Below are 16,180 nucleotides of genomic sequence, written 5' to 3'. Positions count from 1 at the left end.
AAGCTCCCCCTTTTTCTTTTATCACCAGAATAGAATTCCAAACACGGTTGCAACACATAAACCAATTATAACGGGGATGAAGTTTTTCCGGACAAGTTCCATAACAGATACCCCGCAGAAACCGGCGATTGCAATAATCGACGACCAGGCAATGATCGTTCCTCCTCCCGTCCAGATCGACCCCATCTGCCCAATTGCTGCAAGGGTGCCAGCATCTATTCCGGAAGTAGCCATCGCGCCGGCTAAGGCCCCGGTTAATGGCAATCCAGAGAACCCAGAACCATCAAGTCCTGTAATAATCCCAATTAATAATATACTAAAGGCTACAAGAAATGAACTTTGCGGCAAGAAATCTTGGGTGGATTGAACTAGGTCAAATAAGAAGGCTGGTGGAGCTGCATCCCCTAATGAGAGAATACTTCCTGCAAAGTCTGAACTACCTAAGAAGAAGAAACCTGCAATGGGTATAACAGGCCCCATCGCCTTAAAGGCGAATACAAACCCATCTGTAATATGCTCTGTGATGTAATCAAGTGAATGGTGGCGCCCAAATGCCACCGTTGCTAACAAGAGCAAGATGACAGCGACGCCCCCAATAAAGGCCGCTCCATCCCCTCCTTCTAGCCCTCCCATTCGTCCTGATCCTAACTTAGTCGTGATCATGAAGACCATTACCCCTAGCATGGATAGTGGCACAAGGACGGCGAATAGTTTGCTCCATGTACTAATATCTTGATTCTTCGCTTCCCTTTTAGACTGATCTCCCGCCCCAAGACCTTGTAAAGCTCTGACTTCTAATTCGTTTTGACCATCAAGGGGAGATCTTATACTAGATCGGTACATCATATAAGCCATCCCTAAAGCAATGACCCCTGTAATAATCGATAAGATAAACGCTTTATCTACCACTTCACTCGTATTAATTCCAGCAGCAGTTGCAGAGAGTCCAGGTGCTACTTGCATAATATAATCGGAAGACAGCGCCATCCCTTGACCCGCAAGCGCAACCGCCATAGCAGCTAACATCGCTGGCAATCCAGCTCGAACAGCAGCCGGTACGAGTAAAGCACAGATTAGTGGGACTGCAGGCGTAGGCCAGAAAAACAATGATATGACATAGGTGACACCTGCTAAAACAAAGTAGGCGATATGTCCATTGGTCATAACCCTTTGTATAGGTATAATCATTCGACGATCTGCCCCTAGATCACTTAAAGCCTGCAAGAGGGCTACCATAAACGTAATAATCAAGAAGATATTAAATAATTCTTTAGCAGCAACTAAGTTTGCGTTAAATACAGACGTAAATCCGCCTATTACACTCCCTTTATACACCCAGGCAACTAAAAACGTCCCGAGTAACGTCGGCAACACAACCCCTTTTCGAAACATCATCGTGGCTATAATGGCAAACGTTATGATTCCGTACAACCAATGCGTAACGGTTAATTCCATTTCAGGATCACCATCCTTTTCTTCTACACATCGTGTGTGTGCTAATACACTATGCACGAATGCCCAGAGAGGTGTGTGAGTCCTGATACTTCAATAGAAAAAGGCTGCACAAAAATGTGCAGCCTTTTTCATCTCTTTTATCTCTATATATAGTCGTCTCTTTTTAGCCAATCCAAACGTAATTTCTCTAATTGTCTTTATCGTTCTTGGAATAGGTGAGCATCACTCTTACCAAAAGTGAACCTTCACCCACACGGCCTATGTCTAGTAAGATCAAGGATTTGATCGAGTATGTTTCCCCGATCGGTTCTTTCGAAGTGTTGATGGTGGTTTTCGGAAGAACCCTTATACTCGAGTCAAATAAGGTAAGTTTGATACTTAAGTAAGTGTTGATTTGTTTACCACTCATTGATCTTATCTATAATGTAGCAGGTTATTCCTTTTAATTCAAAATAAAAATGGTACTTTAGACCAATTTTAACCCCCTTTAAGACATGAGGAGGGGCATTTCAAACATGAAATCATACCATTTAAAGCAATTTCCCATAAAAAAACGACCATAAAGAGACAGATGTCCTAGACATCTGTCATTCATAAATGTCCTTAGATTTGTTTACGAAGAAAGAAACTCGCCTTTACAAGACGAGTTTCTACAATCTTCTTTTATTAACTTTCATCAAGTAGCCATGCACGTATGCTTTGAGAAGAATTCACTTACAAGAAATTGTTCATTAGGTGTTGGATGCGCTGAATGTTTTGTTTTGATATTTGGGCTGGTTCTTCATAGCCATGAAAGTACACAAGATAGCTCTTTCCAGAAGTTTGGATTCTCGAAATTCGCTCCAAGTTAATAATAAACGACCGATGGGACTGAACAAACTTATCATCGAGGTACTCCATGAAATACTCCAATGTTTCAGGAGATGAGTATTGTTCATACGACGTATGTATAACCGCTTTTCGATCACTCTTCTCAATAAATAAAATATCATCAATTTGAACGTAATACAGGGAACGATTGAAACGAATAGGTATTCGTTGATATTCCCGTTGCTTAGGCTCTTCTTGTGAATCATTTTTAAGATGACGCAAGCTTTTTTTGGCTCTCTCTAATGCAAGAAGCAGACGATTAATTTGAATAGGCTTCATGACATAATCCACCGCATTTAAATTGAATGCTTCTACAGCAAATGTGTCATATGCAGTTGTAAAAATAAATTGAAGATCCGATTTTACTTCCTTGCAAGCACGAATGGCTTCGTTCCCTTTTTGCTTCGGCATCTCAATATCACATAAAACCAGGTCAGGTTCACTAAGAATAACCTTCTCTACTAGCTGCTCTCCATCTGTCGCTTCATCTATAACCTCAAACGCATCTCCTGCGATCTTCTCAACCATTTGTTTCAAAAGTTTACGTGAAGCATCTTGATCATCTGCTATTAATACTCGGTATTTCATTTTTTACATCATCCTATTAAGACAAGTTTCCTAATAATTAGTATACGATAAAGCTACCATTTTGTTTAGGCATAAACAAATAAAAAAATTCTTTTCTTATACCACCTTACAGAAGTGAAAAAAGCAGTTGAGCTTATGCTCAACTGCTTTTAAGTGTCTTGGTCAGCGTCTTTAAATAGGTGTGTTTCAACCATCTTCATAAACTTCCCTACCTGAATAGGTTTTGTTAGGTAATCGTCAAAACCAGCAACAAGTCCTTTCTCTATATCTCGAGGCATAGCGTTCGCACTTATAGCCACCACTGGTAGGTCTTTCGTTTCTTTTAATTCTTTTAGGCGGGACAAGACTGTGAATCCATCAATACCTGGTAAGTTGAGGTCAATCAGGATAAGATCAGGCTCATGAGCTTGCGCCAGGTCAATTCCCATCTCCCCTGTTGTCGAAGAAATCAGTTCAATTTGTTCATACGTCTCAAGAATTCGTCTGACTAAATTCAAGTTAGCAGGATTATCTTCTACATATAACACTTTCTTCTGACCTTCAAATTGCAAAATAGGAGAAATTTGGGAATCTTCCCAGTGACCGGTTAATTGTTCGTTCATCTCCACTAAAGGAAGTTCAATCCAAAATGTACTTCCTTTGTCAGATTCGCTTATTACTGAAATCGAACCATTCATTAAGGATATGAGCTGTTTGGACAAGGTTAAACCTATACCGGTTCCTTCCACGATATCGTCACTTGGAACTCTGGTAAACGGTTCAAAAATAGATTCTATTTCATCTTCCGCTATTCCAATCCCTGTATCTTGAACAGAGAAAGAAACTTGCCCTTCTTGGACGTAGCATGAAAACGTAATTTCTCCACCTTCTCGATTGTATTTAACAGCATTGGACATTAAATTGAGGAGCACTTGTTTCAACCTGGTCCGATCAGCATATACAAATTGGTGTTTACAAGGTGAATCAGCGCCAATTAGCTTAATTCCTCTTTTATTAGCAAGAGGTTGCGTAATACTCATCACTTCGTCAATAACGGGGGCGATCTCAACGGGCTCTATTGAGATCGATAGTTTCCCTGACTCTACTCTGGCTAAATCTAATATATCGTTAATAATCGTGAGCAGATGATTACCCGCTTTAATAATTTCTTCCACGCTTTCATCTTGTGTTGCACTTAACGTATGGTCCGTATCATATTGAAGGAGCTGCGCAAATCCGAGTATGGCATTCATAGGTGTACGTAATTCGTGACTCATACTGGATAGAAAATCAGATTTCGCTTGACTTGCACGCTCTGCTTCCTCTTTCGCATCCCGGAGTGATTTCTCCATTTCTTTCAATGGGGTAATATCTCTTGCTGTGAGCACAAACTGTTGATAGTCACCTGTTGCATCAATAATGGGCGCTATTCTACCTTGGAACCATCTTTTCCCACTCAATGTATCAATGACATATTCAATATTTTCAGCTTTTCCAGTTTCACTCACTGACTCAATCGTTTCCATGAATACCCTTGATTCTTCTTCTGAAAAAACTTGACTAATCGTCATTTTGAGGAGTTCGTTCCTCGGTTTAGAAAGCTTCCCCTCATCATTCGTCCAAACATTCAAATAGGTACCGTCCCGGTCTAGTTGCATCACTACATCGTCAATGGACATCACAAGCGCTCTGAGATCTCCTTCTTTAGAACGGACCTCTTCTTGTGCTTCCCTCAATGCTTTATTCGACATACCAAGGTTTTGGCCCATTTCAATAATGCTCTTAGAGGTTTCATCAAGCTCTTTTATATCAAAAGCTCTCCTTCGTTGATAGTAATTGCCTTGCCCTATATCCGTTACCATCTCATTCATTTCAACAAGAGGTTTTGATATGGTCTGGCTAACGTATCGCGAATTTCGGTATAAAAGGACAAAGAAGATTATATAGAACAGAATAAGTCCCACAATCATAAGAGCTCCGATTTGAACTAATTTCTGATTCATTGTGTACACATCTTTATAGATGGCCGACTCATCTACAAATATTAAATACCGCCAACCTGTTCCTTCAACAGTAGACCAGGCTGCTAGTTTTTTCTCACCTTTCCAATCCATTGTGATTAACCCGTCTTCCTGACCGACTAACACGGTCGCTAAAGACTTTGTATGAGAGTGGTTAAACATGTTAAATGGACCTGGCTTAAAGACATCCCCTTTATAGGTTCCATCATATTGATGATCTGTCAGTTCTTCAATTCCTAACAAATCTTCACCTTTTTCAGTTAAAGCGAGAATTTCTGCATCGTCTTGAACGAGCATGCCCACCCCTTCCCACGGAAGATCAAGATCTAGGATGTCCTCTGCAATTGTTCGAATTGTTACGTCAATCCCTACAACACCTTCGAGGCGATCTCCGATATAGACAGGTGCTATCGAAGATGAAACCCAATCATTCCTTGCTGGGTCTAGGTAAGCGGTTGTCCATAACTGGTTGCGCTCTTTATTAAGGTCCTCCATAGCTCTTCTGTAGAACAAGAAGTCAGGTATATAAAGGTCTGCATCAAACATGCCTTCCATTCCGTCTACAAAAGGATAAATAATATTAAGGGAATCATACGTATTGAAATAAATAGAAGCCGCTAGAGGCTGTGATTCATAGATGTGGGCCATTAAATCTTGCTTTCTTAGTAACTGAGCTATTTTTCCTTCATCTTGCTTTTCTAAGTTACTGTAGAAAATGCCAGCTCCACCGTCTGGGCGATCCTTATCTGTATATAGAACACCTTCATCTGTTTGTTTTAAACGATTCTGATCAACACCATCCATCTCGGCAGGTTCCTTCAGGGTCCCTTTTATTTCGTCCCTATACATTTCTGTAGCATTAGAGATTGACTGAACATGGTTAGAGACTACTTCTGCTTCTCTCGAGGCAGACTCCTTCATATCATCTTCAGCTTCATCTTTAATCATATCTACCATTTCATTTTTTGACCATTCGTTGGCTACAAAGTAGATCCCTACAAACGCAATCTCTACTACGAGCAAAGGGATTAAAGCAACTTTTAAAAAGTTATTCCAAACCCATCGTGTTAACGAATAGGTCGAGTGGTCCTTAAACTTCATCAACATAAACTCCTAACTACTGTTCATCTACTTTATGTATCTTTACAATTATGACGATTCTTATTGATATACAGTCTTTTCCTATTGTAAGATGTTTTTTCAACAGAGACGAGTTTTCTCATTCCTTTTCAGCCCTATTATACCTGAATTCAGGAAGAAATGATGACCTTTCAAGCTATAAAACGTACCTCACACTACAATATAATAGGAATAGCGACAAAAAAAGCCCTTCTGTCAGCAGAAGGGCTTTTCTTCTATTTACATTTTTACAATCGTACGTCCTTTAACTTTGTTTTGAAGGATATCTTCAAGCGTCTGAGGAAGTTGTTCTAAAGAAATCTCATTCTCAATTTCATTCATTTGATCTGGTTTCAGATCAGTAGCCAGGCGATCCCAAACTTGTTTACGCATTTCCATCGGACAATATACCGAGTCAATTCCTAGAAGGTCTACACCTCGTAAAATGAACGGCATCACCGTTGTCGGAACTTCTACACCAGCTGTTAGGCCACTCACAGCTACAGAACCACCATATTGAATAGATGCCAACACACTCGCAAGTGGTTTACCCCCAACAGGATCTACAGCAGCCGCCCATGTTTGCTTTTGAAGTGGGCGCACTTTTTCAGGCGTTACTTCTTCGCGTGAAATCACTTCTTTTGCTCCAATTGATTTCAAGTAATCATGCTCTGATTCTTTTCCGGTAGAACCGACTACGTGATATCCTTTCTTTGCAAGCATTGCTACAGCCATACTTCCAACGCCCCCAGTCGCACCGCTCACAAGGACGGGTCCATCATCTGGTGTTAACCCATTTTGTTCTAAGCGGTGGACGGATAATGCAGCTGTGAATCCGGCTGTACCAAATGTCATCGCCTCGCGGAGTGACATCCCTTCAGGTAATGGAACGACCCAATCACCGGGAACACGTGCATATTCACTGAATCCTCCGTCGTGAGCCACGCCAAGCTCATAGCTTGTTACAATAACGTGATCTCCTTCTTTATAACGATCATCATTTGAAGATGTAACCTTACCTGCTAAATCAATACCAGGAACAATCGGATAATCCCGCACAACTTTCGCTTTCGCATTCGTTGCTAAACCATCTTTATAATTCACACTGGAATAAGCAACTTCTATAGTCACATCCCCTTCAGGTAAATCTGATTCTTCTCTTTCAACGACTTTTGTTGTGACCTTCTCTTCTTCTTTCATAGCTAATAAAGCACGGAATGTCATAAAATAATTCCTCCTCTATTGAAATCAATAAATTAGATCTTCTTTATTTACATTTTTATTCTGACTGGTCAAATTAAATATGTCAAAGGATTTGTCCCATTGGTATAATTTTTATACAATAGACCTATTACACGTGATTCGGAGGTTCCTATGAAAAAGCGAGAACAACAACGAAGAGAACAATTACTGCAAGCCACATTTGAAGCAGTAGCCGATAAAGGATATAGCACCGTGACTTTGCAAGATATCTCCACTTATGCCGGCGTCAGTAAAGGCGTAACAAATTATTATTTCAAGAACAAAGAAGATGTATTTGCTAACCTTTTAGAATGGTTAACTCAGAAAATTTACCAAAAAGAAGCAAGCGCTGTTCAAGAAGCTGAGTCAGCCGAGGAAAAACTACAAGCTTATGTGAATGCTGTTTTTGTTGGTCCAAAAGAAAACGATCAGTTTTATAAGGTCTATTTAGATTTTTTGTCTTATGTACCTAAAATACCCCGTTTTCAAGAAATCAATCAGCATTTCTATTCCAATTGCTTTGAAATTGGAAAGTCCATTATTCTAAGAGGAAAGGAAGAAGGGATCTTTCTAAGCGTTAATTCCGACCAAGGAGCCAAAGCCATCCGAAGTCTAATTGATGGCTGTATTTTACAATGGCTTATGGCAGGAGACCATCAGCTACACGAGTATTACAAAACACTATGTTCTGAGTCTATTTACCGGTTATTAAACGACTAAAAAGCAGAAAAGACCTCCTTATCGGAAGTCTCTTCTGCTTTTCCTTTCTTGTATGCGAACTTGTGAACGTAGCTCTTCAATTTCAGCTACAAGCCCTGCAATCATCTCATCGCTCTTTCGAAGTTCTTCCCCGAGCATCTTAATCGTTTCTTCTTCCCATTGAAATGGATCTCCATTTTTAGGGGTTACAGGTAATTCGTAGTATTCCTGTCCCGCTTCATTCTCATCTTGGCTTAAGTGAATCACAACTCGACAGTGGTCATCACCAGTGGCAATTCGTCGCTCAAGATGGACTTTAGAGTATCCAAAATGACGAGATGCGACCCCTCCAAATACACTAGAAGTCATCTGACACAAATGAGGAGCATCTTTGACCATTTCTCCAAATGGGCATTTTATTCCTTTTACAACGATACGCTCAGGCGTAACTTCTTCTATTTCAAAATGTCCTCCGATGTCGTTTTTAATAGCAAGAATGACATTCACATACTGATCTACAGATCGCGTGGATTTGTCATCTACATAATGTCCTTCAAGCCATTCACCTGTACGGATTCCTAATTGTTTAATATATTCTTCAGCCTGTGCACCTACAGCCTTTTCATGTATTGATGCATATTGAGTAAGTAGTTTAGAGAGAAATGTTTGCGCTGTTAATGTCTGTTTTTGACTCATATGTTAATTTCCCCCTTTTAAAAGATACATTCCACATACACCTTTACCCTCTTCTAGAAAAAACGAACCTATTTTTTGCAATTAATATATTAGATTCCTAATTTACTCATTTATCACTAGAAAGAACATCTTGTTATTTCATATTAAGATCTACTAATCAAGTATTCCCTTTCACGACTTGCTTTCCTCAAACACGGCCTTTTCAAACTCTATATTAAAACAAAAGCGTGCCGCAGATCGTCTTTTCTCTCTGCGACACGCCTTTTTATCTTGAACCTGTTATGAGTTACACAGATTTCGCGGTTTGGGACCCGCCAAAACGGAGCAACTTCGGCTGTTTATATAAAATGATATTCAATATGACTGCACTAATAATAAACGATGGCAGCATATAACCAATATTATAGGTTAAGGAATAGTACCAGACTGCTGTGCCTTCTGGCGCAAAGGAAGAGAAGAACACAATCCCACCTATAAAGTGACTCATAAACCGAAGTGCACTTCCAAGTAATGTGCCCATTACAATATAAACTGTGAACGACTTTGCATGACCATCCCGAACAGCTTTAAGCGCTGGCTTAGAAAAGATTCCTGCTATACCAACCACAGCATAAGCAAGAGGATAGTCCATCACATATTGGACAGGGTGGACTATAAATGGATTAATCAATGAATTAAAAATCCCCACTAAAAGTCCTGTTGTAACGCCACCTTTTAACCCCCATCGATAAGCCATAAAGAAAATAGGAACCATGGCAAAGGCAATGGATCCGCCTTGGACCCACAACGGAATAGTTAAAAACGGTAAACTTAAAACTGCACCTAGAGCCGCAAACATCGCTACCTCTACTAAAAATAAAATCGGACTATGTTTCATCTGAATCGCCTCCCTAAAATAAAAATGCACACAAAAAAAGCAATGCAAGGGAGAGCTTTAAGATGGATAGTCCGTTTGCATTGCGCCATCACTAAAGCCACATCCCTACGCTAGTACTAACTAACAGGTTCAGAGGGTCAGAACGAATCGTTCAATCTCAGCCTAGCGGCTCCCCTTGTGGTCTTCTTACGTATGCTTTTTTTGTTACTTCCTATTATAGGGGAACATCACAAAGGACTCAAGTAATCATATGAAGATAAATACATTTTTTATCCAATATTTTCATAATTTTGTGGTATACTAGTAAATGGTATCCAAACCACTCTCCTATTCTACTTTTCCCAAACCCTTTCCCCAAACACCCGTTCTTCTATCGTTTCCACGCTTGATTTGCACAAATCCTCATTTAAACCTTTCAAAACCCGTGCCCATTCTCCTATTTTTCTCTAAAAGCGATTCCTTTTACGCCCTCCCCTTCCCTATCAATCTTTTATTGTCCCAAAGAAATTCTTTTAGACCCGTTATACAATAGAGTCAACTATTTAAGGAGGGATTCTATTGAAACGATTGGTCATTGCACTACTTAGCTTTATGTTCGTCTTATCTTTATCCATAGGACCAAGCAAAATTTCGGCTCAGCCGTCAGAGAAACCCCAAGACTATTTAATTGGGTTTAAGGCTGGGGTCGATCACAAAGAAGTATCTACCATTCATAAGGTTGGCGGAAAAGTGAAGCATCAATTCAAGTATATGAATGTTGTTCAGGCAAAACTCCCCCCTAAAGCTGTAGAAGCTCTTAAGAAGAATCCAAATGTTGCTTATATTGAAGAAGATGCTAACGTACAAGCTTACGGGCAGACAACCCCGTGGGGCATTCCCGCAATCAATGCTGACGATGTTCAAGCAAGCGGGAATTCTGGTAGCGGAATTAAAGTAGCAGTATTAGACAGCGGAATCAGCGCTAGTCATGAAGATTTACAAGTAGCAGGTGGCGCAAGTTTCGTAGATGGTGAACCGGACCCATTTAATGATGGAAACGGTCACGGTACACACGTAGCTGGCACAATTGCAGGTGTCAACAATTCCCTTGGTGTCATCGGGGTAGCCCCATCAGCTGAACTTTATGCTGTTAAGGTATTAAACAGCAGCGGCAGTGGTTCTTACAGCGGAATCGCAAAAGGGATTGAATGGGCCGTCGACAACAACATTGACGTTGTAAATATGAGTTTAGGCGGAAGCCGTGGCTCAACAACATTAGAACAAGCAATGGATCAAGCTTACCAACAAGGTGTTTTGTTAATAGCCGCGGCTGGAAATGAAGGATCTAAAGGAAAAAAGAATACCATCGGATATCCAGCTAAATACGCATCTGTTGTTGCTGTTGGAGCAGTAGATGAAAGCTTGAACCGTGCCTCTTTTTCTTCCGTTGGTGAAGAATTAGAAGTAATGGCACCAGGAGCTAATATTTACAGTACACTACCAGGCAATACTTACGGCTCTTATAACGGAACGTCAATGGCGTCCCCGCATGTAGCCGGTGCTGCAGCACTCATTTTAGCTGAGGACAGCTCTCTTACTAACCAAGAAGTGCGCAGCTTACTAAATAGTACCACAACGCCTTTAGGCGATGCTTTCTATTACGGGAATGGACTCATTAACGTACAGGAAGCAGTAAATGCAGCTACTACTACTTTTGCAGTAGCACAATAAATGAACTTTCCCCTTCGTTCCCCGGCCATGCCGGGGATTTTTTTGTGTTCCATAATCCTTATAGCTAAGAATTTTTAGTAGTAAAGGGCCGATACGATTGATGAGTGCTTGGGCTTGCCCAGGGTCAACTCGCTCTCCTAGATTGAAATGTGCAAGCTTGGTGCCTAGGACCGTACGGATAAGACAGCTTTTTGGAAAAGGCGTTTAGCCTTTGGAAAAAAGATGACTTATCGCGCTAGGTCCTCCACGCTGGAACTGAACTGGCTCTTCTGCCCACGGGAGTTTAGCAGTTTCCAAGCCCACCTTTGCCATATTTGGATGAACGGCAACATGCATTATGCGGAGAGGTCACCTCACACAATTCGTGCCTCAAGGCCGTTCACCCCCTATGTAGTCAGGGCTTGTTCGGGGACTGCGAGACTCCTACGGGGGAAAGAGCCTAGGGGAGACCCCACAGAGAGCGAATGCGAACGAGGAGTCTTCCCAGCTCCCCCTCGGAAAGCGAGTTGTCCCCGAACAAGCCCGAGCACTCATAAAATATAACGGCCCATATGGATCACATCCATAACCAACAACTAGAAGCCTAAATGGAAATGCATATACCTTTACAAAGGATAATAAGAAGCATAATATGAATCTTGGTGTTTTTAATCGAATAGACAACAAAGCAGAATCCTGCTACCGACAAGAACATCAGAGGAGGACTCTTATGACTCAAAAAAAATCACCTATATGGACGAAAAGCTTTTTATTTATTTCCTTAAGCAATTTTTTCTTATTTCTTACCTTCTATGCTCTTTTAACCACATTACCGATATATGTGACCGATGATCTAAACGGCTCCGAGTCTCAGGCTGGTTTAATCGTTACGCTTTTCTTACTTTCAGCTATTCTGGTAAGGCCTTTTTCTGGAAAGTTATTAGAAGACTTTGGGAAGAAAAGAATGCTTTTGATTAGTTTGTTGTTATTTATGCTCACTACATTCGTATATGTAGCGGCTACAAGTTTTTATTTATTATTAGCGCTTCGATTTTTCCATGGGATTTGGTTTGCAATCGCCACAACTGCTGCAGGTGCTATTGCGGCGGATATTACTCCAGATAGTCGTCGCGGTGAGGGGCTTGGATACTTTGCAATGTCAATGAATCTCGCAGTAGTGGCAGGTCCATTCCTAGCCTTAACCCTATTAAATTGGCTTAGCTTCTCAACGCTCTTCATAATACTCGGTGCTTTACTCGCCGGTGCTCTTCTATTCACTAGTTTAGTATCCGCACCAGCAACAGAAGCTCCTTCAAGTAAGAAGAAGTTAAGCTTTCATGATTTATTTGAAGTAAAAGCTTTACCGATTGCGCTTGTAGGAAGTTTATTAGCTTTCTCCTACTCAAGTGTCATTTCATATATATCTATCTATACGAAATCACTTGGATTACTAGAAGCAGCTAGTTTCTTCTTTGCCGTATTCGCCATTGCTATGCTAGTCTCTAGACCCTTTGTAGGCCGACTATTTGACTCTAGAGGACCAAGCATTGTGATTTATCCGTCGCTCGTTCTATTTGCACTTGGTTTGCTTACGTTAAGTATTACAGATTCATCCTTTATGCTATTGCTCTCAGCTACATTCATTGGTCTTGGCTATGGTAGCCTTGTCCCTTGCTTCCAAACGTTAGCCATTCAATCTGCCGACCATCACAGAAGTGGACATGCAACAGCGACATTCTTCACATTATTTGATACAGGTATCGCCACCGGCTCCTATGTATTAGGCATAGTAGTGTCGCTACTTGGATATCATTCGTTATATTTTATAATGGGATTATTCGTTTTCGTTGTGATGTACCTTTATAAAGTTATGACGAATAAAAAAGCAACACGACTAAGATCGCAATCGACCGTGCACTCCTCTTAATCGCGTTGAGGTAAATCGTTTGAATTTGACAGATATTCACTTTTGATCAGAGGAATAGCTCATACAAAAAGCCCCGAACTCAACCAGAGTCCGGGGCTTTACTACTTAAATGTCTGTTAATTCAATTGTGCAAGGTTCTGGCTCTTCGTCTAATGCCTGCGCAGTAAACCCACCTATTGCTGAAAAAGCGATCGCCCCAATAGCTAAAGCTGAAATCATCCATTTTTTCATACTTTCCCACTCTCCCTTAGGTAATTGATAATTTTTTATGTGATTCATTAGCCAGAGTCAAGTAATAACAAGCATCCTTATACCTCTTGTGTTTCTGCAAGCACTCAGCAAGCAGTTCACAGTAGAGTCCGATATAGAATTGGTTTTCATTATCGATAAAATAAGGAATGACTGTTTCCCTTAAATAATGCTCCAGACTAATGAGATCCTCTAAGACCCGGTATTTATACACCTGAAAATAATATCGAAGGATTTGAAAATCCTCTTGTTGATTGATCATCATTAAGCCTCGATCAATCCATTCTAATGCTCTTCCTTGATCACCTAAGGCGTAAAGAGACTCCACAATAGAAGCAATACTCGTTAATTTCCCTTTACTATTCTTATTCTCCTTATAGATCAAGCTCTTCTGAAAATAATCAATTGCTTTCTCATGATGAGAAAGAGCAGCGTGCAAGGAACCTAAATTATGATAGGCGATTCCTTTTAAATAGGAACTTTGCAGGTTACCAGCAGCTTTGACAGCTAGCTGAAAGCACTGATCCGCTTGCTCAAATTGGCGAGTACGCTTATAACAAATCCCAAGTAAAATTTGACAATCTCCACTACGTTTAAAATCAAATTGAACTGTATATAAATTTAGTGCCAACCTTGCATAATGAAGAGCCAGTGTCACATTTTGCAAAGAGGACTCATTGATCGCGGTCACGAAATACAAATCAGCTCTTTCACTATCACTTAATGTGTTCTGATATCCGATTGCCAACGCTTTCTTGTAATATTGCTGGGCTTCCTGATACCTTTCTTGAACATGGTGGTAGAGACCATAAAACTTCATATAATAGTAATGATGTTTCTCTTCAAATAAATCTTGCATCCTTTCTAATCGGTCCATGAGAACCGGCACTTCTGAAAGGTGGCGCATATGGAGATGATAGCGAACTTCATAGAGTTTAAATAATGACAAGGTACTCGGAGTGGAGAGTGTGCTTAATTTTTGCTTTAATTTCACATATTGCTCAGTCGCCTGGTCCGTTTCCCTTTGTAAAATAACGGTGTACCATTCTTGCAGTTCTTGTTCAAGGACCCCTTCATCTAGTTCTTCTTCAAGCGTTTCTACGGGGATATTCAATCGATTAAAGAGTAATTGAACAATTTCATCACTTGATTTGGTCAGCCCGTTCTCAATCTTACTTAAATAGGAGATTGAACAAATTCCCTGAGCTGTTTCCTCAAGCGTGCGGTTTTGGTTCAGCCGATGTAACTTTATCGTTTTCCCAACTTCAGAACCTTTCAATGTAAAGATCAACTCTCTCTCTGAAGAAGCACTTACTCTTTACTAGAGCATATGCTTCCTATCTCTCTCATACTCCTCTCACACCTCTCTTTATTTTTGGGAAAACCTAGAAGAAAAGACTGATAAAATCACCCTTTTGTCCCTTTATTTTCCCAAGCATATAAATGAGTATAGGATGTAAGTTAGACCCATCATAAATAAAAATTAGAAATATATCAATATTCTGATAATTTTCGATTCTTAAGTAGCAGGAAATTAAGACCAATTTTCACACATTAACTTAACAAACCACACCCATTGACCTAAATGAGCGCACATTCATTAGTCCATTGGACCCTACCCTCTCAAACGTCCTTAAAACTCTTATGTTTTACTTATTTACAGCCTGGGTAAATAACAAATAGAGATAAAATACTGAACTAAAAAGAGCCTCCTTGGAATGAAACCAAAGAGACTCTTAAACCGTCATACTAGTAAAGATTTAGTTACTTATTATATTGAAAAAGAGTGTCGTGTAAGGCTGTTGCAAATTCCGCACGAGAAGCTCGCTCATCGTACCCATCTTGTTTCATTTCGTCTGGGTTTCCACCTGTAACTTCTAATGCATTCTTAATCATAATTGCCATTTGCCCATGTGTAATGAATTCATCCGGTTTGAACAGTCCATTGTTAAAACCGTGAATAATGCCAAGTTCTTTCATTGCCGCAATTTGGCTAGCAAAGGTATGGCCAGCACTCACATCAGAAAACGGCTCTTGATTACTTGCCTCAAAACCAATGATATTGTTAATTAATGCAGCTGCTTGTCCTCTTGTAACAGGTTGGTCAGGCTTGAACGTTCCATCACGGTAGCCATTAATGATTTCATTCTCCACCAATTCTTTGATTGCTGTATAAGCTTCATTATTCTCATCTAAGTCATCAAATAATGCATTAACATCGAAGTTTTCAACTCGGCGCGCTGTTGCATACTTCGGACCCCAATAAGAATTATTCAATGATACGACGTCCACCCCTTTACTTGAAGTCGCACTAATGAAGTTATTATTTCCTACATAAATTCCCACATGAGAGATTCCTCTCTTGTAAGTATTTTTGAAAAATATTAAATCACCAGGTTTTAAGTTGCTTTTACTTACAGCTTCCCCTACAGTAGCCTGACTTCCTGTCGTACGTGGAATTGAAATGCCTACTTTATTATATACATACTGAGTATACCCAGAGCAGTCAAATCCGCTTGCGCTCTGTCCTCCAAAGACGTATGGTACCCCCATATGTGTTCTAGCTACGCTTAACAACTTGTCCGAATTGGTTGCAGCTCCTACTACAGATGCACTACTGAATGTGAACATAACGGCCATTCCACAAGCAATGATCTTTTTCAACATATTCCCCACTCCATCTTTTTCTAGTATCGTCTGTTTTTTCTACTAGGACCATTCTAACAAAAGATTGTTCGTCATAAAGTTACGGTTATATTACAATTTGTT

At 40.3% G+C, this 16,180-nt stretch carries 13 protein-coding genes and 1 riboswitch; of the genes, 3 read left to right on the top strand and 10 right to left on the bottom strand.

Translation table 11 applies throughout. The annotated features are described in order from the left end of the window. Positions 1–21: 21 nt before the first annotated feature. The 5 genes from QNI29_RS08560 to QNI29_RS08540 all read right to left on the bottom strand — a co-directional run bounded on the left by QNI29_RS08560 (position 22) and on the right by QNI29_RS08540 (position 7,256). Entirely contained in the window at positions 22–1,455 is a 1,434-nt protein-coding gene (locus QNI29_RS08560) for a hypothetical protein (RefSeq protein ID WP_231416045.1), read from the bottom strand. Positions 1,456–1,642: 187 nt separating this feature from the next. Further along, positions 1,643–1,864 (bottom strand): hypothetical protein, encoded by a 222-nt coding sequence (locus QNI29_RS08555; RefSeq protein WP_231416044.1) that lies wholly within the window; start codon positions 1,862–1,864, stop codon positions 1,643–1,645. Between the two features lie 305 nt (positions 1,865–2,169). Then, the gene (locus QNI29_RS08550) at positions 2,170–2,913 is read right to left on the bottom strand and encodes a LytR/AlgR family response regulator transcription factor (protein ID WP_231416043.1); all 744 of its coding nucleotides are present in this window, start codon (positions 2,911–2,913) and stop codon (positions 2,170–2,172) included. Between the two features lie 149 nt (positions 2,914–3,062). Continuing rightward, on the bottom strand, positions 3,063–6,014 hold the full coding sequence (locus QNI29_RS08545; RefSeq protein WP_231416041.1) for a hybrid sensor histidine kinase/response regulator: 2,952 nt from the start codon (positions 6,012–6,014) through the stop codon (positions 3,063–3,065). Positions 6,015–6,272: 258 nt separating this feature from the next. After that, a complete protein-coding gene (locus QNI29_RS08540) occupies positions 6,273–7,256 on the bottom strand; it encodes an NADPH:quinone oxidoreductase family protein (protein ID WP_255686767.1) in 984 nt (327 codons plus the stop codon). A 150-nt stretch (positions 7,257–7,406) separates the two neighbouring features. Here QNI29_RS08540 and QNI29_RS08535 point away from each other — a divergent pair, with 150 nt between their 5' ends. Continuing rightward, entirely contained in the window at positions 7,407–7,994 is a 588-nt protein-coding gene (locus QNI29_RS08535) for a TetR/AcrR family transcriptional regulator (RefSeq protein WP_231416040.1), read from the top strand. An 18-nt stretch (positions 7,995–8,012) separates the two neighbouring features. On the opposite strand, the gene QNI29_RS08530 is transcribed toward QNI29_RS08535, so the two are convergent. Further along, complete coding sequence (locus tag QNI29_RS08530; protein ID WP_231416038.1) at positions 8,013–8,669, bottom strand: methanogen output domain 1-containing protein; 657 nt, start codon at positions 8,667–8,669, stop codon at positions 8,013–8,015. A 286-nt stretch (positions 8,670–8,955) separates the two neighbouring features. Then, positions 8,956–9,546: an energy-coupled thiamine transporter ThiT gene (gene thiT, locus QNI29_RS08525; protein WP_231416037.1), complete on the bottom strand. Its 591-nt coding sequence runs from the start codon at positions 9,544–9,546 to the stop codon at positions 8,956–8,958. An 85-nt stretch (positions 9,547–9,631) separates the two neighbouring features. Continuing rightward, a riboswitch (TPP riboswitch) is annotated at positions 9,632–9,732 on the bottom strand. A 366-nt stretch (positions 9,733–10,098) separates the two neighbouring features. Here thiT and QNI29_RS08520 point away from each other — a divergent pair. Together QNI29_RS08520 and QNI29_RS08515 are read left to right on the top strand one after the other, a co-directional pair. Then, positions 10,099–11,256, top strand: coding sequence for a S8 family peptidase (locus QNI29_RS08520; protein ID WP_231417544.1), 1,158 nt, complete (start codon positions 10,099–10,101; stop codon positions 11,254–11,256). Between the two features lie 631 nt (positions 11,257–11,887). Continuing rightward, a complete protein-coding gene (locus QNI29_RS08515) occupies positions 11,888–13,162 on the top strand; it encodes an MFS transporter (protein ID WP_354665934.1) in 1,275 nt (424 codons plus the stop codon). 105 nt (positions 13,163–13,267) lie between these two features. Here the strand turns inward: QNI29_RS08515 and QNI29_RS08510 are convergent, their stop codons facing one another. The 3 genes from QNI29_RS08510 to QNI29_RS08500 all read right to left on the bottom strand — a co-directional run bounded on the left by QNI29_RS08510 (position 13,268) and on the right by QNI29_RS08500 (position 16,078). Continuing rightward, positions 13,268–13,441 carry a hypothetical protein gene (locus QNI29_RS08510; RefSeq protein ID WP_231416034.1) on the bottom strand — a complete coding sequence of 58 codons (174 nt, stop codon included), beginning with the start codon at positions 13,439–13,441 and terminating at the stop codon, positions 13,268–13,270. After that, a complete protein-coding gene (locus tag QNI29_RS08505; RefSeq protein ID WP_231416033.1) occupies positions 13,410–14,690 on the bottom strand; it encodes a helix-turn-helix domain-containing protein in 1,281 nt (426 codons plus the stop codon). The genes QNI29_RS08510 and QNI29_RS08505 overlap by 32 nt, the downstream gene beginning before the upstream one ends. A gap of 485 nt (positions 14,691–15,175) precedes the next feature. Further along, positions 15,176–16,078, bottom strand: a complete 903-nt coding sequence (locus tag QNI29_RS08500; RefSeq protein WP_231416031.1) for a C40 family peptidase — start codon at positions 16,076–16,078, stop codon at positions 15,176–15,178. Positions 16,079–16,180: the final 102 nt, after the last annotated feature.

The organism is Pontibacillus chungwhensis (assembly GCF_030166655.1).
Lineage (GTDB): Bacteria > Bacillota > Bacilli > Bacillales > BH030062 > Pontibacillus.
Note: the sequence above shows the minus strand (reverse complement) of the source record. Positions and strands in the feature narration are given on the sequence as shown.